At 70.7% G+C, this 20422-nt stretch carries 21 protein-coding genes; 12 read left to right on the forward strand and 9 right to left on the reverse strand.

The genetic code is table 11. The features are described from left to right. Nucleotides 1-174 precede the first annotated feature (174 nt). The 4 genes from IM770_RS15810 to arfA are packed head-to-tail and all read left to right on the forward strand — an operon-like array spanning nt 175 to nt 4914. Nucleotides 175-1509, forward strand: coding sequence for an extracellular solute-binding protein (locus IM770_RS15810; protein WP_203582115.1), 1335 nt, complete (start codon nt 175-177; stop codon nt 1507-1509). After that, nucleotides 1506-2456, forward strand: a complete 951-nt coding sequence (locus tag IM770_RS15815; protein ID WP_203582116.1) for a carbohydrate ABC transporter permease — start codon at nt 1506-1508, stop codon at nt 2454-2456. Before IM770_RS15810 ends, IM770_RS15815 begins: the two co-directional genes overlap by 4 nt. After that, entirely contained in the window at nt 2453-3358 is a 906-nt protein-coding gene (locus IM770_RS15820; RefSeq protein ID WP_372430695.1) for a carbohydrate ABC transporter permease, read from the forward strand. Before IM770_RS15815 ends, IM770_RS15820 begins: the two co-directional genes overlap by 4 nt. A 23-nt stretch (nt 3359-3381) precedes the next feature. After that, entirely contained in the window at nt 3382-4914 is a 1533-nt protein-coding gene (gene arfA, locus IM770_RS15825; protein ID WP_203582117.1) for an arabinosylfuranosidase ArfA, read from the forward strand. 38 nt (nt 4915-4952) lie between these two features. On the opposite strand, the gene IM770_RS15830 is transcribed toward arfA, so the two are convergent. The 6 genes from IM770_RS15830 to IM770_RS15855 all read right to left on the reverse strand — a co-directional run bounded on the left by IM770_RS15830 (nt 4953) and on the right by IM770_RS15855 (nt 10961). Then, complete coding sequence (locus IM770_RS15830) at nt 4953-5621, reverse strand: GyrI-like domain-containing protein (RefSeq protein WP_239066314.1); 669 nt, start codon at nt 5619-5621, stop codon at nt 4953-4955. A gap of 65 nt (nt 5622-5686) precedes the next feature. Further along, nucleotides 5687-6778, reverse strand: a complete 1092-nt coding sequence (gene gnd, locus IM770_RS15835; protein WP_203582118.1) for a phosphogluconate dehydrogenase (NAD(+)-dependent, decarboxylating) — start codon at nt 6776-6778, stop codon at nt 5687-5689. A gap of 140 nt (nt 6779-6918) precedes the next feature. After that, entirely contained in the window at nt 6919-7824 is a 906-nt protein-coding gene (locus IM770_RS15840; RefSeq protein ID WP_239066315.1) for an SDR family oxidoreductase, read from the reverse strand. Between the two features lie 85 nt (nt 7825-7909). Further along, a complete protein-coding gene (locus tag IM770_RS15845; protein ID WP_203582119.1) occupies nt 7910-9631 on the reverse strand; it encodes an ABC1 kinase family protein in 1722 nt (573 codons plus the stop codon). Nucleotides 9632-9751: 120 nt separating this feature from the next. Continuing rightward, the gene (locus IM770_RS15850; RefSeq protein ID WP_203582120.1) at nt 9752-10312 is read right to left on the reverse strand and encodes a PadR family transcriptional regulator; all 561 of its coding nucleotides are present in this window, start codon (nt 10310-10312) and stop codon (nt 9752-9754) included. 154 nt (nt 10313-10466) lie between these two features. Further along, entirely contained in the window at nt 10467-10961 is a 495-nt protein-coding gene (locus tag IM770_RS15855) for a DUF427 domain-containing protein (RefSeq protein WP_203582121.1), read from the reverse strand. Nucleotides 10962-11097: 136 nt separating this feature from the next. On the opposite strand from IM770_RS15855, the gene IM770_RS15860 reads away from it, so the two are divergent. Beyond that, complete coding sequence (locus IM770_RS15860) at nt 11098-11709, forward strand: flavodoxin family protein (protein WP_203582122.1); 612 nt, start codon at nt 11098-11100, stop codon at nt 11707-11709. A gap of 40 nt (nt 11710-11749) precedes the next feature. On the opposite strand, the gene IM770_RS15865 is transcribed toward IM770_RS15860, so the two are convergent. Then, nucleotides 11750-13168, reverse strand: coding sequence for a dihydrolipoyl dehydrogenase family protein (locus IM770_RS15865; protein WP_203582123.1), 1419 nt, complete (start codon nt 13166-13168; stop codon nt 11750-11752). A gap of 161 nt (nt 13169-13329) precedes the next feature. On the opposite strand from IM770_RS15865, the gene IM770_RS15870 reads away from it, so the two are divergent. The 6 genes from IM770_RS15870 to IM770_RS15895 all read left to right on the forward strand — a co-directional run bounded on the left by IM770_RS15870 (nt 13330) and on the right by IM770_RS15895 (nt 18509). Further along, a complete protein-coding gene (locus tag IM770_RS15870; protein WP_203582124.1) occupies nt 13330-14154 on the forward strand; it encodes an ABC transporter ATP-binding protein in 825 nt (274 codons plus the stop codon). Continuing rightward, on the forward strand, nt 14151-14825 hold the full coding sequence (locus tag IM770_RS15875; protein WP_203582125.1) for an ABC transporter permease: 675 nt from the start codon (nt 14151-14153) through the stop codon (nt 14823-14825). The genes IM770_RS15870 and IM770_RS15875 overlap by 4 nt, the downstream gene beginning before the upstream one ends. Beyond that, the gene (locus tag IM770_RS15880; RefSeq protein ID WP_203582126.1) at nt 14822-15541 is read left to right on the forward strand and encodes an ABC transporter permease; all 720 of its coding nucleotides are present in this window, start codon (nt 14822-14824) and stop codon (nt 15539-15541) included. Before IM770_RS15875 ends, IM770_RS15880 begins: the two co-directional genes overlap by 4 nt. 29 nt (nt 15542-15570) lie before the next feature. After that, nucleotides 15571-16488 carry an ABC transporter substrate-binding protein gene (locus tag IM770_RS15885; protein WP_203582127.1) on the forward strand — a complete coding sequence of 306 codons (918 nt, stop codon included), beginning with the start codon at nt 15571-15573 and terminating at the stop codon, nt 16486-16488. A 363-nt stretch (nt 16489-16851) separates the two neighbouring features. Then, nucleotides 16852-18108, forward strand: coding sequence for a hypothetical protein (locus tag IM770_RS15890; RefSeq protein WP_203582128.1), 1257 nt, complete (start codon nt 16852-16854; stop codon nt 18106-18108). Between the two features lie 101 nt (nt 18109-18209). Beyond that, nucleotides 18210-18509: a hypothetical protein gene (locus IM770_RS15895; RefSeq protein WP_203582129.1), complete on the forward strand. Its 300-nt coding sequence runs from the start codon at nt 18210-18212 to the stop codon at nt 18507-18509. Between the two features lie 30 nt (nt 18510-18539). Here IM770_RS15895 and IM770_RS15900 read toward each other — a convergent pair whose 3' ends face one another. Together IM770_RS15900 and IM770_RS15905 are read right to left on the reverse strand one after the other, a co-directional pair. Next, nucleotides 18540-18965: a DUF3054 domain-containing protein gene (locus IM770_RS15900; RefSeq protein WP_372430696.1), complete on the reverse strand. Its 426-nt coding sequence runs from the start codon at nt 18963-18965 to the stop codon at nt 18540-18542. Beyond that, a complete protein-coding gene (locus IM770_RS15905) occupies nt 18962-19705 on the reverse strand; it encodes a sulfurtransferase (protein ID WP_203582130.1) in 744 nt (247 codons plus the stop codon). Before IM770_RS15905 ends, IM770_RS15900 begins: the two co-directional genes overlap by 4 nt. Nucleotides 19706-19853: 148 nt before the next feature. Between IM770_RS15905 and IM770_RS15910 the strand changes: the two genes are divergently transcribed. Then, nucleotides 19854-20069: a hypothetical protein gene (locus tag IM770_RS15910; protein WP_203582131.1), complete on the forward strand. Its 216-nt coding sequence runs from the start codon at nt 19854-19856 to the stop codon at nt 20067-20069. Nucleotides 20070-20422: the final 353 nt, after the last annotated feature.

A 20422-nucleotide genomic window follows, 5' to 3' on the forward strand; every position in this document is an offset into this window, starting at 1 on the left:
GCGCTGACGCGCTGCACGACGACATGACGGATGCCGCGACCCGACCGGGTCGCGGCATCCGTCGTCTGTCGAAGGTCGGCCCCGTTACCGCGCCGGCAGAGGCGGGTCAAGGGCTTGCGCTTCCGGGCGCAATGGGGGCCATGCTCGCAGGAGGGGCGTTCACGAAGGAGTGACATGACCGGATCCGCCGAGTTCAGTCGAAGGCATTTCCTCTCCGGCGCGACGGCGCTGGCCGGCACCGCGCTGCTCGCCGCGTGCACCCCCGGCGCCCGCGCGGCGGATGTGCGGACGCTGCAGTTCTGGCATCTGCTCAGCGGCGGCGACGGCGTGACGATGTCGGGGCTCATCGACACCGCGAACGCCGCCCAGAATGCGTACTACGTGCGACCGACCGTGCTGTCGTGGGGCACCCCGTACTACACGAAGCTGGCGATGGCCGCGACCGGCGGACGCGCCCCGGATCTCGCCATCATGCACGCCACCCGCGTCGCCGGCTACGCCCCCGGCGGCCTGCTCGACCCGTGGGATCTCGACCGCCTCGCCGAACTCGGCGTCGAGGAGTCGACCTTCCCGGCGGCGATCTGGGAGAAGGGGTTCCAGCGCGACGATCTCTACAGCGTCGCGCTCGACGCCCATCCCTTCATCCTCATGTACAACACCGACATCTGCGGGGCTGCCGGCGCGCTCGACTCCGACGGTCAGCTGATGCGACCGGAGTCGCCCGAGGAGTTTCTCGAGCTCTGCCGCGCGGTCACGGCCGAGTCCGAGGGCCACGGGCTCTCGTACGGCTATCTGGGCGACGGCGCCCAGATGTGGCGGCTGTTCTACACGCTGTACACGCAGCACGGTCTGGAGATCGAGCTCCCCGAGGGCGGTGAGGCCGACATGGACGAGGACGCCGCGGTCGAATCCCTCACGTTCATGCAGCAGCTCCTCGACGACGAGATCGCGGCGCGCGAAGCGGACTACGCGACGGCCGTGGCGGAGTTCGCCACCGGCCGCAGCGGCATGTTCCTCACCGGCGTGTGGGAGCTGCGCACGATGCAGGGCGAAGGACTGCCGTTCGACGCCATGACCATTCCGACGCTCTACGGCACGCCCGCCGTGTACGCCGACTCCCACTCGTTCACGCTCCCGCACCAGAGCGCGCCCGACCCCGAGGCCCGCGACCTCACCTACCAGTTCGTCGCCGACCTGCTCAAGGGGTCGCTCGGCTGGGCAGAAGCCGGACACATCCCCGCGTACCTGCCCGTCACCGAGTCGCCGGAGTACGCCGAGCTCATGCCGCAGGCGCACTACGCTGACGCGGCACAGGACGTGCGCTACGACCCCGCCGCGTGGTTCACGGGGTCGGGCTCGCAGTTCCAGGTCGATTTCGGCGGCGCCGTGCAGAACGTGCTGCTGAGCGGCGCCGATCCCGCCGAGGCGATCGCGAGGTTCCGCGCTCGGATGAACCAGCAGTTGTCCATACCCAACCCGGCAGACCCCGAAGGGACGTGGGGCGCATGAGCACCGCTGTACAGGCCCGCGGCACCGCCGCGATCGCACGACCTGATGCCGCGACCGGCCGCACCCGTCGCGCCGGGCGGCGCAACACCGCCATCGCCTTCGGCTTCCTGGCGCCGTTCCTCGTCGCCTTCCTGCTGTTCCTGGTGTGGCCGATCCTCCACGGCATCTACCTCAGCTTCACCAACCAGTCGCTCACCGGCGCGGGCGGCGCGTTCGTCGGCTTCGCCAACTACGCCGAGGCGCTCACCGACCCGGTGATGTGGCGATCGCTCGGCAACACGGCGTGGTTCACGATCCTCTCGACCATCCCGCTGGTGCTGATCGCCCTCATCATGGCGCTGCTGGTCGACAGGGGGCTCCCCGGCCAGTGGCTGTGGCGGCTGTCGTTCTTCATGCCGTACCTGCTCGCCTCCACCGTGATCTCGCAGATCTGGGTCTGGATCTTCAACCCGCAGATCGGTGCCGCCAACGCCATCCTGCAGTGGTTCGGGCTGGAGCCGATCGCATGGCTGCAGAACCCCGCCACCAACATGTACGCGATCGTCATCGCGACCGTGTGGTGGACCATCGGCTTCAACTTCCTGCTGTACCTGGCGGCGCTGCAGAACATCCCGCAGCAGCAGTACGAGGCGGCCTCGATCGACGGTGCGGGCTCGTGGCGGCAGATGTGGTCGATCACGCTGCCGCAGCTCGGTCCGGTCACCGTCGTCGTGGTGATCCTGCAGGTGCTCGCCTCGCTCAAGCTGTTCGACCAGGCGTACCAGATGATGGGCGGGCTCTCGAGCGAGACGACCCGGTCCATCGTGCAGTACATCTACGAGACCGGCTTCGTCGGCTACCGCTTCGGCTACTCGGCGGCGATCTCGTACGTCTTCTTCGCGGTCATCGTGATCCTCGGGGTGATCCAAGGCGTCATAGCGCGCGGCCGAGGGAGGGTGCAGCGATGAGCAGCATGACCGAGACGTCGACGCTCGTCACCCCGGCCGCCGCGCGGCCTGGCCGCAGCCGCATGCCCGGCGAACGGCGCTTCAGCGCGTTGAACGTGCTCGCGTTCATCGCGCTGCTCCTCCTCGCGATCGGCTGGCTGCTGCCCTTCCTGTGGGCGGTCGCGACCGCGTTCAAGACGGATACGGATGCCGCATCCAGCACGCCGTCGTGGATCGGCGAGAGCGGCATCTCCACCGAGGCGTTCGCCTCGATCCTGTCGCAGGGCAATGTCTACATCTGGGCGTGGAACAGCCTGTGGACGTCGGCGGTGATCACGGTCATCACGCTGGCGATCTCGGCCCTGGCCGCCTACGCGTTCTCGCGCCTGGAGTTCCCGGGCAAGTCGTTCCTGTACGGCGCCGTCATCGCGTCGATCGTCGTGCCGCCGCAGGTGCTGATCATCCCGCTCTTCTACGAGATGCTCACGTTCAACCTGGTCGACACCCCGTGGGGCCTCATCCTCCCGCAGGTGGTCGCGCCGGCGATGGTGTTCATCCTCAAGAAGTTCTTCGACGCGGTGCCCATCGAGCTCGAGGACGCCGCGCGGGTGGACGGGGCGGGCCGCCTGCGCATCTTCTGGTCGGTGGTGGTGCCGCTGTCGCGGCCGATCCTCGGCGCCGTCGGCATCTTCGTCTTCATCACGGCGTGGAACAACTTCCTGTGGCCGTTCCTCATCATCAACGACACGCTGCTGATGACCCTGCCGGTCGGCCTGCAGACGGTGATCAGCGCCTACGGGGTGCAGTACGCCCAGGTGATGGCGCAGGCGGTGCTCGCGTCGCTTCCGCTCATCATCATCTTCCTCATCTTCCAGAAGCAGATCGTCAAGGGTGTCGCGACCACCGGCTTCGGCGGCCAGTGACCCGCGCCCCGCACAGGAGAATCATGGCCCGCACGAGCATCGTCATCGACCGCGACTTCACGATCGGCGACGTGCCGCGCCGCCTGTTCGGGTCGTTCGTCGAGCACATGGGCCGGTGCGTCTACACCGGCATCTACGAGCCCGGCCATCCTGAGGCCGACGAGCGCGGGTTCCGGCGCGACGTGCTGGCGCTCGTGAAGGAGCTGGGCCCGACCGTGGTGCGCTATCCCGGAGGCAACTTCGTGTCGGGCTACCTCTGGGAGGACGGCGTCGGGCCGGTGGAGGACCGGCCGCGGCGCCTCGACGGCGCGTGGCACACGATCGAGACCAACGCGTTCGGCCTGCACGAGTTCGTCGAGTGGGCGCGCGAGGCGGATGTCGAGGTCATGGAGGCGGTCAACCTCGGCACCCGCGGCGTCGAGGAGGCGCGGGCGCTCGTGGAGTACGCCAACCATCCCGGTGGCACGTACTGGTCCGATCTGCGACGGCGCAACGGCGCGGCCGAGCCCTTCGACATCCGGCTGTGGTGCCTCGGCAACGAGCTCGACGGACCCTGGCAGATCGGGCACAAGACCGCGCACGAGTACGGCCGGCTGGCGCAGGAGACCGCGAAGGCGATGCGGTTCGTGGATCCCACCATCGAACTCGTCGCGGTCGGCTCGTCCAACCGCCAGATGCCCACGTTCGGCTCGTGGGAGCACACGGTGCTCACGCACGCCTACGACGAGGTCGACTACGTGTCGATGCACGCGTACTACCAGGAGCACGACGGCGACGCGGCGTCGTTCCTGGCCGAGGCCGTCGACATGGACGAGTTCATCGAGGGCGTCGTCTCGACGATCGACGCGGTGCGCGCGGCGGGCAAGCACCGCAAGCGGGTCGACATCTCGTTCGACGAATGGAACGTCTGGTACCAGCACGGCCTCGAGACCGACGACCAGCCGCACCTGGTCTCGCGGCAGTGGCGGGAGCACCCGCGTCTCATCGAAGACACCTACAACGTGACGGACGCGGTGGTCGTCGGCACGTTCCTGCACAGCCTGCTCCGCCACGGCGACCGCGTGCGCATCGCCAATCAGGCGCAGCTCGTCAACGTGATCGCGCCGATCCGCTCCGAGGAAGGCGGTCCGGCGTGGCGGCAGACGATCTTCTGGCCGTTCGCCCGGATCGCCGAGCACGCGCGGGGCCGGATCCTCCGGCTGGCCGTCGACGCGCCCCGGGTGCCCACCGCGAAATTCGGCGACGTGCCCGCTGTCGACGCCGCGGCGACCTGGGACGAGGAGACCGGCCGGGTGGCGGTCTTCGTCGCGAACCGGTCGCTCGACGAATCCCACGAGGCGGTCGTCGATCTGCGAGGGCTGTCCGTCACCGGGGTGCGCTCGGCCGAGATGATCCGCGTCCCCGACGACGGCGATCGACGCACCGCGAACACGCAGGCCGAGCCCGATCGCGTCGGCCTGGTTCCGGTGGAGGTGCAGCTGGAGGATGACGGATGCCGCATCCCGCTGCCGCCGATCTCGTGGGCCGTCGTCGTCCTCGACGTCGAGCGCGCCTGACGACGCGCGGCTCAGCCCGTCGCCGGGTGGGGCTCGGCTCAGTCGGTCGCCGGAGCGGCCGGCGCCGGTCCGGCCGAAAGGTGTTCGACCGGCTGCCGCAGGATGGTCCGCAGCTTCTCGGGCGCGGTGCGCCGGGGGTCGGCGAGATAGATCTCGTGGTGAAGACCGCGTAGCCGCAGGCCGTGCTGGGGGACGAAGCGGTGATGCAGCTCGTCGAGCACCGGCGCCTCGTCGTCGTACGAGCCGACGTGGAGCGTCTGCACCGACAGCCCCTCGACCAGCTCGCTCACTCGCAGGCGATCGATGGCCGGTGACCCGCCCTTCGACGCGGCCGTGTCCCTCGCCCGCGCCACGTGCGCGTCGTCGAGCCACTCCGGGACCAGGCTCATCATGGTCCAGCTCCACCGGGACTTGTCGCGGTCAGTGGTGAACGTCGCCATGTCGTCCGACCACCACAGACCCTCGAGGGGCATCACGACGTAGTCCCGCCCGAGCTCTCTTCTGCTCAGGAACTTGAGCGTGTAGGCGACGCCGAAGACGGCGGCCACCGCGTCGCCGTAGGCCTTGGAGGTGTTCGGATCCCCGTGGCCGTCGACCATGAGGTAGCGCAGCGGCGGCACGTCGACGATCTCGAACGAGCCCCGCGGCGCGGTGTACGCAGCGATGGTCCGTTTGAGATCGACCTTGCTCGCGGGATCGCCTGTCAACAGCGGTCCCCTGTCGCGAGGCGTGAGGCTGTCACGAGGCGTGAGCGTGTCACGACGAGCCGCTGTCACGAGGCTTCCTCCGCGGTGCGTGACTGGCCGTCGGGCGACGACTCCGCCTTGCGGCCGCCCGCCTCGAGCACGTCGCCGGCGGGGAGCTCCTGGTGCCCGCCGAACTGCAGGCGCATCGCCGAGAGCACCTGGTTGGCGAACTGGTCCTCGTCACGCGAGGCGAACCGCTCGAAGAGCGACGCCGCCAGCACCGGCACCGGCACGCCGGTGTCGACCGCGGCCTTCACGGTCCACCGCCCCTCCCCCGAATCCGAGACGCGACCCGCGAGGCCGTCGAGGGTGGGGTTGCCGTGGAGCGCGGCCGCCGTGAGATCGAGCAGCCACGAAGAGATCACCGACCCTCGCCGCCACAGCTCGGCGACCTTGGGGGTGTCGATCGTGAACTGGTAGTACTCCGGTTCCTCGAGCGGCGCGACTTCGGCCGAGTGCTCGGCCTCCAGCACCCCGGCGTCGGCGTGCTCGAGGATGTTCAGCCCTTCGGCGAGCGCGGCCATCACGCCGTACTCGATGCCGTTGTGCACCATCTTCACGAAGTGCCCGGCGCCGGACGGCCCGCAGTGCAGGTACCCGAGCTCCTCCGGGGCGAAGTCGCCCTCGCGCCCCGGCGTGCGGCCGGCCTCGCCGCTTCCGGGCGCGATGGTGCGCAGCACCGGCTCGATGCGGCGGAAGGCCTCCTCGTGTCCGCCGACCATCAGGCAGTACCCGCGTTCGAGGCCGAACACCCCGCCGCTCGTGCCGACGTCGACGTAGTGGATGCCGCTCCCGTCGAGCGCCGCCGCGCGGCGGACGTCGTCGCGGTAGTTCGAGTTGCCGCCGTCGATGATGATGTCGCCGGGTTCGAGCAGGGCGGCCACCTCGTCGACGACCTTGCCGGTGAGTCCGGCGGGGATCATGAGCCAGACCGCGCGCGGCGCCTCGAGCTTCGCCAGGAGGTCGGCGAGGCTCTCCGAGCCCACCGCCCCCTCCGCCGCGAGGCCCGCGACGGCGTCCACGCTCACGTCGTAGACGACGCACTCGTGGCCGTCCCGCATCAGCCGGCGCACGATGTTGCCGCCCATCCGGCCGAGTCCCACCATTCCGAGCTGCATCGCCGTTCCTCCGTTCGTGGGTGAGCGCGCGCACGCGCGTGCTCGAAGTCTAGAGAGGCCGTCGCGCCGGATCATCCGTCGCCCCGACCGGAAAGGACGGTGACGGATGCCGCACCCCAAGGCTGCGGCATCCGTCATCGTCAGGGCGTGGGCGAGCCGCCCGTCACCGCGAGGGTCTCGCCGGCGACGTAGCTCGACTCCGCCGAGGCGAGGAACACGTACGCCGGTGCGAGCTCGGCCGGCTGCCCGGCGCGGCCGATCGGCGTCTGCTCGCCGAACGACTCGATCTTCTCCTGCGGCTGTCCGTCGGTGACCTGCAGCGGCGTCCAGATCGGACCGGGCGCCACGGCGTTCACGCGGATGCCCTGGGGTGCCAGCTGCTGCGCGAGCGCCTTGGTGAAGGCGTTGATCGTGGCCTTGGTGGAGGCGTAGTCGACGAGGATCTCGGACGGCTGGTACGCCTGGATCGACGTCGTGTTGATGATCGTCGCTCCCGGCTTCAGGTGCGCCAGCGCCGCCTTGGTGATCCAGAACATGGCGTAGACGTTGGTCTTGAAGGTGTCGTCGAACTGCTGGTCGTCGAGCGTCGCCAGGTCTTCGTTGAAGATCTGCTTGCCCCCGTTGTTGACGACGATGTCGAGACCGCCGAGCCCTTCGACCGTGCGCGCGACGAGGTCGCGGCAGTACTCCGGATCGCGCAGGTCGCCGGGCAGCGTCAGCGCGGTGACGCCGGCGTCCTGCAGGATGCCGGCGATGCGCTGCGCGTCCTCCTCCTCTTCGGGGAGGTACGACATCGCCACGTCGGCGCCCTCACGGGCGAACGCGATGGCGGTGGCGGCGCCGATGCCCGAGTCGGCGCCGGTGATGAGGGCCTTGCGGCCGGTCAGCCGACCGGTGCCCCGGTAGGTCTCCTCGCCGAGGTCGGCCTTCGGCTGCAGGTCGGCGTCGAGGCCCGGCTCGGGCTGGTGCTGCTTCTTCGGATCGAAGTCCGCGTACAGCTCCGCGGGGTTGATGAACGTGTACTGATCTCGCTTTTCGCTGCCCATGCCGCCACGCTAAGCATGGCCGCGCGAAGCCGTGACGGGGTTGCGCGAAGCGCGGTCAGCCGTTACGCGGCGGCCGCGGGGCGGGTCACTCGTGCGGGCCGCGGCGACCGGCGAAGCCGGCGAACAGCGCATGCAGCAGGGGGATCAGCGACGCGACGATCAGCACCGTCCCGATCGTGAGGTCTTCCGCGCGCAGCACCGCCCCGCTGATCACGAGGCCGGTGAACAGCACCGCCGACATGACGCGGCGCCCCATGCGCTCCAGGCGCCGCAGCCAGCGGTCGAGCTTCGGCACGTCGGCGACCAGCCGGCCGTCCTCGATGCGGGTGACCATCTCGTCGAGGCGCCGCGGCAGTCGCGCCATCACGCCGGCGGTCGACGCCGCCTCGCGGGCGACCGCCTGCACCATGTTGCCGCGCTCGTCGCGCAGCAGGCGGTCTGCGTACGGTTCGACGGCGTCCCACACGTTGAAGGCGGGGTCGAGCGAGCTGCACATGCCGCTGGTCAGCGACACCGCGCGGATGATCAGCAGGAAGTTCTCGGGCAGCTGGAACGGCAGCGAGCGCATGACATCGCCGAAGTCCGTGGCGAAGTCGCGGAACTCCCGCGGATCGACCTCCTGAAGTTCGGCGAAACCCATGCCGCCGAATCGTGCGAACAGCGCGGTCATCGCCCGCTCGAGTTCCACGGTGTCGGCGGAGGGCAGCAGCACGCCGACGGCGCGGATGCTCTCGATCATCTGCCGGCTGTTGCGCGAGGCCACCGCGATCATGAGCCGCTGCAGGCTGTGCCGCAGGCCGTCGGGCACCTCGCCCATCATGCCGAAGTCGATGAAGGTGAAGGTCCACGAGCGTCCCGCGCCCGCGGTCCCGCCGCCCGGCGCACCCTCGCGAGGGGCCAGCGGCGTGACGAAGATGTTGCCCGGGTGCGGGTCGGCGTGGAAGTAGCCGTTGACGAAGAGCTGGTCGAACATGACGTTCGCGAACTCCTTCGCCACCTCGGCCGGATCGATGCCCGCGGCCCGCAGCGCGTCGACGTCGTTGATCTTGATCGCGGTGACGTCGGCGAGGGTGAGCACCCGGCGCGTGGACCGCTCCCACGCGATCTCGGGCACCGCGACGCGCGCATCCGAGGCGAAATCTTCGGCGAAACGCTCCGCGTTCTGCGCCTCGTGCAGGTAGTCGATCTCCTCGCGGCTGGTGTGCGCGAACTCCTCGACCAGCGCCGGCAGGTCGACGTGGTCTCGCACCACGCGCACGCGGCTCAGCCACACCGCGACGCGGCGCAGCGCCATGAGGTCGACGTCGACGATCACCTCGATGCCGGGACGCTGCACCTTGACGACGACGTCGGCGAATCCGGTCTCGGCCGCATCGGCGGCGGTGAGCCGCGCACGGTGCGCCTGACCGAGGGATGCCGCAGCCACCGGGGTCTCGTCCACCCACTCGAACGCGCGCTCCAGCGGGATGCCGAGCTCCGCCTCTGCCAGCTCGCGGATGGCAGGGAACGCCACCGGCGGCACCTCGTCCTGCAGGCCCTCGAGCTCCTTGGTGATCTCGGGGGGAAGCACGTCCAGGCGGGAGGACAGGAACTGACCGACCTTGATCATGAGCCCGCCGTACTGCACGGCGAGCACGTGGAAGCGGCGGGCGATGGTCTGGAGCCGCCTCGCGCGGCCCCGAGCGGCGAGCGCCCCGAGTCCGAACCGGGGCAGGAACAGCTCGAACCACCAGGCCTGGACCATGTACCGCCCGGCGAATCGCAGGATCCGGCGATAGCGGGCGCGCGGATTCGCGACGTCGGCCATCGAAGCTCCTCGGCGGTGCTGGTCAGCGGATCAGGATGCGTACGATCCCGGCCGCCCGGGATCGTACGCCCCGCCGAAACCGCGGACCCAGGCCGACGCTTCCGCCGGCGCGCCGGCCCGTCAGTCCTGAGCCAGGATCGAGTAGAGCTTACGCCGAGCCTCGTCGAGCACCTCGACGGCCTGCGTCACCTGCTCCGGCGTGCCGCTGCGGCCGACCTGCGCCGCCGCCTGCGCGAGCTTCGCACCGGCCTTGGGCAGTGCGGTGGTGCGCCCCGAGTCGCGCGACCCTGCGGACTCCCACGGCGCGGACTGCCCCTGGGCGGCGGCCGCCTCGGCCCGGCCCGCCTCGGTGAGCGAGTACGTCTTCTTGCCGCCGGACTCCTCCGCCGCGACGAGGCCCTCGTCAGCGAGGAGCTGAAGCGTCGGATAGACCGAGCCCGGGCTCGGCTTCCAGGCGCCGTCGCTGCGCGCCTCGATCTCCTGGATGATCTGGTAGCCGTGCATCGGCTTCTCCGCGAGGATCGCGAGCACGGCGGCTCGCACATCCCCCTTGGCGACGCGCGGCGAGAACCCCTTCTCGAACGCATCCCGCAGCTGGTCCATGGCATCCCACAGACTGCTCGGCAGACCCGAGCCCTGACCTCCGGGGCGGGATCCGAATCCCGGGAACGAACCGCTCATGACGACCTCCTGAACGAGTGTGTGCCGATAGCCCGACGATACATACCGATATATCGGTGAGCAAGGGAAGCGGCTGAGTCTTCGCTGTGCATCGCCGCGAAGCAGACGAGCGGATGCCGCGCCCCCGGGCCGTTGCCGCGCCCGGATCGGGCTGTCACCAGCCGAGCGAGCCCGGTGCGCCCTTGAACGGCCCCACGATGTCCGGAGTGATCCACCCGCCGTAGAAGCGGCCCGGCTGCGGCTCGACCTCCACGCCGTCGATCCTGCAGCGGTCCATCAATCGCGCGTACACCGCCACGCGGCCGGCGAGCAGCTCGAATCCCGGCGCAGGATCGGGGTAGGTCCACGCGGCCCGCGGCCGGAGTTCGTCGCTGCCGCGCACGTCGAAGTACGTCGCCCCGCCCTTGAATTCGCAGTGGGACGCGCCCTCGCCGGGCGTGAGCGCTCCGGGCGCGAAGTCGGCGATCGGCAGGTAGTACACCGGCGGGTGGCTCGTCTCGAGCACCCGCACGACGTCCCCGGTGTCGACGATGATCTCGCCGCCGAGTTCGATCTGAGCCCGTCGTGCGACCCTCTCGATCCGCGGCGGTCGCGGGTAGTCCCACACCGACTCCTGCCCCGGACCGACCGGGTCGGGCTGCGGTCTCATCTGCGGCCTCCTCCTGCCGTGGCGCGGGCTCAGGCTACCTCGCTCAGGCGGCGAGCGCGCCGGGAGTGTCCTGTCAACCCCTCGCTGCACCGGCCGGGCGTGCGTAGCGTGCCGAGTGGACGCGAAAGGAACGCTCATGCTCCGCGCACTCGCCCTCAACTGCACCCTCAAGCCCTCCCCCGGAGAATCCAGCGGGCAGCTCATGGCCCAGCAGGTTCTCGACGCCCTGGCCGAGCACGATGTGACGGGCGAGCAGCTCCGCGTCGTCGACTTCGACGTCCGACCGGGAGTGGAGACCGACATGGGCGACGGCGATGAGTGGCCCCGCATCCGCGAGAAGGTGCTGGCCGCCGACATCCTCGTCTTCGCGACGCCGACGTGGATGGGCAACATGTCGAGTGTGGCGCAGCGTGTGCTCGAGCGCCTCGACGCCGAGCTGTCCGAGACCGACGACGAAGGGCGCGCCATCCTCGCCGGCAAGGTCGCGGTGGCGGTCGTCGTCGGCAACGAGGACGGCGCCCACGCGATCACCGCCGCCCTCTACCAGGCGCTCGGCGACGTCGGCTTCACGATCCCCTCACAGGGCGGCGTGTACTGGAACGGCGAGGCGATGCACACGACCGACTACAAAGACCTGCCCGAGACCCCCGAGGAGGTGGCGACGGCCACGGCCACGCTCGCACGCAACGCCGCGCATCTGGCGACGCTGCTGCGCGAGCGTCCGTATCCTCCGCCGCCGCAGGAATAGCGAGCGCGTCGGGCACCGCCTCAGTGCGGTCCGGCCGCCGTCAGCGGCCGTACTCCTCGAACCAGCGCAGCCACACCTCGCTGATCGTGGGATAGGAGGGCACCGCATGCCACAGCCGGTCGATCGGAACCTCTCCCACGACCGCGATCGTCGCCGCGTGGAGCAGCTCGCCGACGTCCTGGCCGACGAAGGTGGCACCGACGAGCACGCGGCGCTCCTCGTCGACGATGGCCCGTGCGCGGCCGCGGTAGTCGTCGGCCAGCTCGCTGGCGCCCGCGATCCACGACAGGTCGTAGTCCAGCACACGGATGCCGAGCCCGGCCGCGCGGGCCGACTCCTCGGTGTGCCCCACCGCGGCCACCTCGGGGTCGGTGAAGACGACCTGCGGGACGGCTGAGTGGTCGGCGGTGGCGACGTGGGCTCCCCACGGCCGGTCATCGACATCGGCGGCGCGGGCGCGCACGGCGATCACGTCTCCGGCGGCACGCCCCTGGTACTTCCCCTGGTGGGTGAGCAGCGCGCGATGGTTGACGTCGCCCACGCCGTAGAGCCAGTCGACGCCGCGCACTCGCAGCGTGTCGTCGACGTCGAGCCACGAGCCGGGCTCGAGGCCCACGGTCTCCAGTCCGATGTCGGCGGTGCGGGGCACGCGGCCGGTGGCCACGAGCACCTGCTCCGCGCGCACCTCCGCCCCATCCGACAGCGACAGCACCACCCCGCCGTCCTCGCCGCGCTCGACCCGCTCGACCTCGACGCCGGTGCGGACGTCGGCTCCGGCATCCGTCAGCGCCTTCGAGACCGCCTCGCCCGCGAACGGCTCGACGCCGCGCAGCAGGCCCGACCGCGCGATGACGGTCACGGCGGTGCCGAACGACGTGAACAGCGTCGCCATCTCGGCGCCGACCACCCCACCTCCGAGGATGGCGAGGGATGCCGGCACGTCGCGCACGCCTGTGGCGTCGCGGCTCGTCCACGGCTGGGCCTCGCGGAGGCCGGGGATGTCGGGCAGCAGCGCCGCCGAACCGGTGGACACCACCACGGCGTGGCGCGCCGACAGCCGCTTCTCGATGCCGTCGGCGTCGGCGACGGTGACCTCGCGCTCGCCGGTGATCCGTCCGTGGCCGCGGACGAGGTCGATGCCGGCACCGGCGAGCCACTCCACCTGCGACGTGTCGTCCCAGTGGTGGGCGAGCTCGTCGCGCCGCACCAGCGTCGCGGCGACGTCGACGTCGCCGGTCACCGCCTCGGCCGCGCCCTTGACCCGGCGCGCCGCGCGGAGCGCGGCACCGGGGCGCAGCAGCGCCTTCGAGGGGATGCACGCCCAGTACGAGCACTCGCCTCCGACCAGCTCGCTCTCGACGACGACGACCGAGAGGCCGCCCTGCGTCGCCCTGTCGGCGACGTTCTCGCCGACAGGGCCGGCCCCGATCACGATGAGGTCGTACTCCCGCGCAGTCATGCGCCCCAACGTAGTCCCGGACGGCGACACGCGGCGAGCGACCATCCGATGCGCGCCCCACTCCGAATGAGCACAGGTAACGGTCCAGGTCAAGATTTCGGCCGATACCGGCCGGATGTCCGTGACCTGTGGTTTTCTGGGGTCTCCGCCGAAAGGACAGCATGGCGATCGAATTCCGCGCGGTTTCCAAGCGCTTCGGCGACGGCACGGTCGCCGTCGACGACTTCAGCCTGCTCATCCCCGCCCGCCGGACGACCGTGCTGGTGGGCTCATCGGGCAGCGGAAAGACGACGCTGCTGCGCATGATCAACCGCCTCGTGGAACCCTCCTCGGGCGTCATCACGATCGACGACGAGCCCATCGCCGATCGCGATCCCGTGAAGCTCCGCCGTGGCATCGGCTACGTGCTGCAGAACGCGGGACTGCTCCCCCATTTCTCGGTCGTCGACAACATCGCGACGGTTCCGGTGCTGAACGGCACCCCGCGCGGGCAGGCGCGCGAGCGCGCGCTCGAGCTGATGGACGTCGTCGGCCTCGAGCGCGGCCTGGCCAAGAGATACCCGAGCCAGCTGTCGGGAGGCCAGCAGCAGCGCGTCGGAGTCGCGCGGGCGCTCGCGGTCGACCCGAACATCCTGCTCATGGACGAGCCGTTCGGCGCGGTCGATCCCATCGTGCGCCGCGAGCTGCAGACCGAGACCATCCGCCTGCAGCGCGAGCTCGACAAGACGATCGTGTTCGTGACCCACGACATCGACGAGGCGTTCCTGCTGGGTGATCAGGTCGTCATCCTCGAGAAGGGCGCTCGCGTCGCTCAGATCGGCACTCCCAGCGAGATCATCGAGAACCCGGCGAGCGAATTCGTCGCCGACTTCATCGGCGTGGAGCGCGGCGCGCGCGCACTGCGGGCGAAGCACACGGCGGGCGGCACGGTGCTCGTCGACGCGGCCGGCCGCACGCAGGGCGTGCTCGTGGAGGACGAGCCGTGAACTGGGTCGCCGACAACCTCGATCTGATCGGCGCCCTCACGGTCGATCACCTGCGCCAGAGCGCCATCGCGATCCTCGCCGCCTTCGTGCTGTCGGTGCCGATCGGCTGGATCGCCTTCCGCTACACGCCGCTGCGGGGCACCGTGCTCACGGTCGTCGGTCTGCTGTACACGCTGCCGTCGTTCGCGCTGTTCCCGATCATCACCGTCATCTTCGGGGTTCCCACGCTCTCAGAGCTCAACCTGATCATCGCCCTCACGATCTACGGCGTCGCGATCATGACCCGCTCGGTCGCCGACGGCCTCGCCTCGGTCGACCCCGTGACGAGGGGCGCCGCCGTGGCGGTCGGGTTCGGAGCGTGGCGGCGATTCTGGACCGTGGACTTCCCGCTCGCGGGCCCCGTGATCCTCGCCGGACTTCGCGTGACCGCCATGTCGACGATCTCGCTCGCGACGGTAGGTGCCCTGATCGGCGTGGAGAACCTCGGCTACCTCTTCACCAACGGGTCGCAGCGACGCATCATCGCCGAGGTCTTCGCCGGCGTCGTCGCGGTCGTCGTCATCGCCGTCATCGTCGATGCGCTGCTCGTCCTCGCCGGGCGAGTCCTCCTGCCGTGGACCCGGCGGGCGGCGCCGCGCCGGACCCAGCGCCTGCGGGCGGTGACCGCATGAACCTCCTCGCCGAGGCGTTCGCCTGGATCTTCTCCGCCGGCCAGGGATCGCTGCCGCTCAGCACCGCGATCGCGCAGCACCTCGCCTTCACCTTCGGCTCGGTGGCGATCGCCGGCGTGATCGCCGTGCCGATCGGCTATCTGATCGGCCACACGGGGCGGGGGCGGGAGCTCGCGGTCTTCCTCTCCGGCGCGGCCCGGGCGCTTCCCGCGCTCGGCCTCGTCGTGCTCTTGGTCATGCTCATGGGCGTGAACCTCAAGACCGAGGCAGCCGTCACGGTCTTCGTCGTGCTCGCGATCCCGTCGATCCTCGCCGGCGCGTACGCCGGCATCGAGGCGATCGACCGCTCGGTGATCGACGCCGGGCGCGCGATGGGAATGACCGAATGGCAGATCCTGTTCCGGATCGAGATGCCGCTCGGACTTGCGCTCCTCATCGGCGGGCTGCGGTCCGCGACGCTGCAGGTGGTCGCGACCGTGACCATCGCCGCGTACGTCGGGCTGGGCGGGCTCGGGTTCTACATGATCCGCGGACTCAACACGCGCGACTTCCCCGAGGTGCTCGGGGCCGCGATCGTCGTCGTCGCGCTCGCCCTGGTGCTCGACGGCCTCTTCGCCCTTCTCGCCCGCTTCGCCGTGCCGCGCACTGAGCCTCGCCGCACCCGAGCCGTGCAGGTGGCCGCCGACCCGATCCGGCTTCCCCAGCTCACCCACTGATCCCTCACCACCACACCGGAGGTACGACAATGTCCACAGCACGCACCCGCCTCGCCGTCGCCCTGGCCGGCACGGCCGTCGCGGCACTCGCCCTCGCGGGCTGCGCCTCGAGCGATCCGCTCAGCGGAGACGGCGACACCGGCGACGGCGACACCGGCGACTCGTCGACGATCGTCATCGGCTCGCAGGCCTACTACTCGAACGAGATCATCGCCGAGATCTACGCGCAGGCGCTCGAGGCAGAGGGGTTCACGGTCGAGCGCCAGTTCAACATCGGCCAGCGCGACTCCTACATGCCCGAACTCGAGGACGGCACGATCGACCTGTTCCCCGAGTACACCGGCAACCTGCTCCAGTTCTTCGACCAGGAGACCACCGCGACGTCCTCCGACGATGTCTACGCGGCGCTGCAGGACGCGCTGCCCGAGGGGCTGACCGTGCTCGACCAGTCGTCCGCGACCGACCAGGACTCGTACAACGTCACCGCCGCATTCGCGGAGGAGAACGGGTTGACGTCGATCGCCGACCTCGCCGGCATCGAAGGCCTCGTGCTCGGCGGAGCACCTGAGCTCGAGGAGCGGCCCTACGGCCCGACCGGCCTCCAGGAGGTGTACGGCGTGACGGTGTCCTTCCAGGCGACCGCCGACACGACCGTCGACGAGCTGGTGGCAGGCAACATCCAGGTGGCGAACGTCTACAGCGCCGACCCGCGCATCGAGACCGATGACCTGGTGACGCTCGAAGACCCCGAGGGGCTCTTCCTCGCCTCCAACGTGGTGCCGCTGGTGAACGCCGACATCGCCGACGAGATCGCCGACGTGATCAACGCCGTGAGCGCAGCGCTGACGCCCGAGGGCCTCGTGGCGCTCAACGTGCAGTCGACGGTCGACGAGCGCTCCTCGGAAGACATCGCGGCCGACTGGCTGGCAGAGAACGGTCTCGACTGACGACGGCCCTCTCGACGCGACGCCCCGCGTGGACTCCGGTCCACGCGGGGCGTCCGCCGTGAACCGGGGGGGGCGGCGGCGTTCGCTAGGTTGAAGCAGACCCCGACCACCAGGAGCCGCATGTCCGATCCCTCGCCGCCGGACGCCTCGACCGACCCTGCAGCCGATCCTCCACCGCCCACGGTCCCCGCAGCACCGGCAGGATTCGCCGCGTCGCCGGCAGCACCAGCCGATCCCGCAGCACCGACCGAGTCCGCCGCGCCGGCTGAATGGTCACCGGTCGGTTCGTCTTCCTCCGCCCAGCCCGCGGCCCCGGTCGCGCGGGCGTACACCGCACCCGCGCTCGACGCGCCGCAGTACTCGATGCCCGCCTACGCCGTTCCGTCGACGACGGACTCCGCACAGCAGCCGCAGCCGCAGCCGCAGCCGCAGCCGGTCGATGCTCCGCCGGCACACCAGTACGCGACGCCGTCGTACGCGGCGCCCGCCTCACTCACCGGCCCTGCCACCGTGGCCACCCCCGCAGGGCCCTCCGCCGCAGCGACCGGCGACCAGAACCCCGCCGCGCCGGGCCACGCCGTCCCGGCGGCCGTCCCGCCGTATGCACACGGCGGCGGGTTCGCGCCGCCGCCGTACCCCGGCGCGGCTGGCCCGCCCGCCCCTTACGCTCCGCGGGGCGTGGACCGACGACCGACGAGGCTCGCGGTTTCGGCTCTGGTGATGTCCGGTGTCGGCATCGTCGTCACGGTCGGTTCGGCCATCGCCGGGGCGATCGGCGGCGTGGGACTGGCGCTCGTCCTTCTCTTCGTGGCGTTCATCCTGTCGCTCGTCGCGCTGGGCAACCGCAATCAGGGAGCGAAGGGCGCGGCTGTCGCGGCCCTGCTGCTGTCGATCCTGGGCGGCATCATGGCGTTCGTGGCGGTGATCTCGCTGGTCTTCGGCTCGCTCGGCTCGTCGTACAGCGATTCGGAGTGGGAAGACGAGTACGACTATTCGGTCCCGGGCCTCGCTGCGCCCGGCACCGACGGCGAGCCGGATGCCGGCGAGGTGTTCGAGCCGCCGCTGCCGCTCACCGTGGTCGAGACCGCGTTCGGCGTTGAGGCCGATGCGACGTCGTGGTACGCCGTCATCATCGACAACCCGAACGCGGACTACGCCTTCGAGTCCTTCCTCACCGTTCAGGCGTTCGCCGCCGACGGGACGCTCCTGCAGTCGGCCGACGCGTTCGCGACACTCCTGTCGGGCCGCACCGCCGTCGTCGGCTACTTCTACGACGTGGTCGACGCCGAGATCGCGAGCATCGACGTGATCGTCCCGGAGCCCGAGACGGCGACGCTCTCACCGGGCGAAGAGACCGGGTCGTTCACCGTCGCCGACGTCGCCGGTGTGACCAGTCCCGGCGGCGCCACGACGGTCACGGGGACGGTGACCGGTGATTTCGCCGACGATCAGGAGTTCGTCGTCGTCTCGGTGATCGCCCGCGCAGCCGACGGCACGATCGTAGCTGCCACGTCGACCTATGCCGACGAGGTCCCCGGCGACGGCACGCCCGCGGGGTTCGAGGCGTGGTTGGATCCCCTCCCCGCCGACACCACGTTCGAGGCCTTCGCGCATCGCTGAGGATCGGTTCCGGATGCCGCGGGCCGCGGCATCCGGAACCGCCCCTCGATCTCCGCCCCACGGAGGAGGCCGCGTTCGCCGGCCGAGCGTACGCTGACGGCATGGCGTTCGGCGAGGTCATGATGTGGGGCTTCCTCACCATGCTGTTCGCGATGCCGGTGTACTTCCTCTGGTACGCCTTCGACAACCGCCGACGTCGACGCCGCGGGGAGACACCTGCGCCGTCGACCGGCGGCCTGCTCGGCGTCGAGGAGTTCTTCTACCCGACCGCCGAGACGGCGCGCGCGGTGTGGGAGGCCGAGCAGATCACCCCGGCGCCCGCGCCGCTGCCCGGCGACGGCCCCGGCGTGATCGACGGCAACCGGATCGTGATCGAGACAGGACTCCGTAAGACCGCCTGAGGACCGTTGTCCGCCGGCGGCGGCTCGGACTCAGCGGCGACGCGCGCGGTGCACGCCCGCCGCGATCAGCCGCCACCCGACGAGGGCGACGAGGAGCGTCGCGGCGGCGACCACGACGAAGGCCACGGCCGTGCCCTGACCGGAGAGGGCGCGCAGCAGCATCCCGCCGGTCACCGTCACCGCCCAGATGCCCAGGCCCGACCGCAGGGGTGCCGTCGGCGCACGCCACGCGAAGGTGACGAGCCAGCCGACGCCCAGTGCCACGAGGAACGGCCAGGCGGTCTGCCACAGGCCGGTCCACACGTCGGAGTCGTGGCTCGCGCGGCCGATCGCGGCGAACGCGACGACGAGCACGATGTCGAGCGCGAGGGCGAGGGCGAGCACGACCCGCCCGGTGCCGTGCTCGGCGCCCGCGCCCCCGACGGGGACCTCCGCCCGACCACGGTCCGCGGTCACGCGTCCGCCGCCGGTCGCGGGAGCAGCGCGGGCGTCAGCGCCTCGCGCTCGTCGAACACGAAGCACTCGCCGCTCCAGTGGTCGCCGCCGACGTGTTCGAAGTATCCGAGGATGCCGCCGTCCAGCTGATAGGCGTCCACCCCGACCTCTCGCAGGTAGATCGCGGCCTTCTCGCAGCGGATGCCTCCGGTGCAGTAGCTGACGACGGTCTTGCCGGCGAGGTCCGCGGCGGCGGCGGTCGCGGCATCCGGGAACTGCGTGAAACGCTCGATGCGCCAGTCGACGGCGCCGTCGAAGGATCCGTAGTCGACCTCGAACGCGTTCCGGGTGTCGAGCAGCACGACCTCGCGGCCCTCGTCGTCACTCCCGCTGTCCAGCCAGCGTCGCAGCGTCGCGGGGGCGACGGCGGGCGCGCGTCCGGCGTGGGGCCGGATCGTGGGGTGGTCCATGCGGATGATCTCGCGCTTGACCTTGACCAGCATCCGGCCGAAGGGCTGCGCCTCCGACCAGCTTTCCTTGGCGGTCAGCGCTGCGAAGCGCGGATCGCCCCGCAGCTCGGCGACGAAGCCGCGCACCGCGTCGGCGTCGCCCGCGAGGAAGAGGTTGATGCCCTCTTCGGCGAGGAGGATCGTGCCCTTGAGGCCCGCCGCCGTCGCCCGCGCGTGCAGCACCGGGCGCAGGTCTGCGGGGTCGGCGATGTGCGTGAAGAGATACGCCGAGATGTTGAGAACGGATGCCACGCCTCCAGCCTACGGACGCTCCGAGCAGCGTCCGCCCACGGGCTACCCCGGCCGTGCGGCGACGTCAATACCCTCGCCCGACGGCCGCACGGGTTGAAGGCTGAAGCAGCAGCGCGATCGCACCCGCACCGCGCGCACAGGAGGACTGATGACCGATCCGACGATCCCCGAACCGCTCCCCGGCCAGATCCCGCCGGGAGACGTGCCGCCGGGCCCCGGCTCGCCCGACCCGGGTTCACCTGCCCCCGGCATGCCGACGCCCGGAGGTCCGACGGAGCCGAACGCGCCGTGGCCCGAGGAGCCCCTCGCTCCCAACCCTGAAGAGCCGTCGTACCCGCAGCCGCCCGAGACGCCGATGCCCTGAGCCGGCGACGCCGGAAGCCGGTGCAGGCCGCGGGCGTACCGGCCGTTGAGCGAGCGAGACGAAACGCCCCGAACCCAGCGCAGGCCGCGGGCGCCCCGGCCGTTGAGCGAGCGAGGAACGAGCGAGACGAAACGCCCCGAACCCAGCGCAGGCCGCGGGCGCCCCGGCCGTTGAGCGAGCGAGGAACGAGCGAGACGAAACGCCCCGAACCCAGCGCAGGCCGCGGGCGTCCCGGCCGTTGAGCGTCCGGGAGGGGACGTAGGTTTAAGTTATTGTGAGCCTCGGTGGAGGCGTTGTCGTTGACAAAATACATATAACACAGCAATTGTATCTCCATCCAGCTCGCCTCTCTC

The sequence above is a fragment of the Microbacterium hibisci genome, assembly GCF_015278255.1.
In the GTDB taxonomy this organism is placed as follows: Bacteria; Actinomycetota; Actinomycetes; order Actinomycetales; family Microbacteriaceae; genus Microbacterium; species Microbacterium hibisci.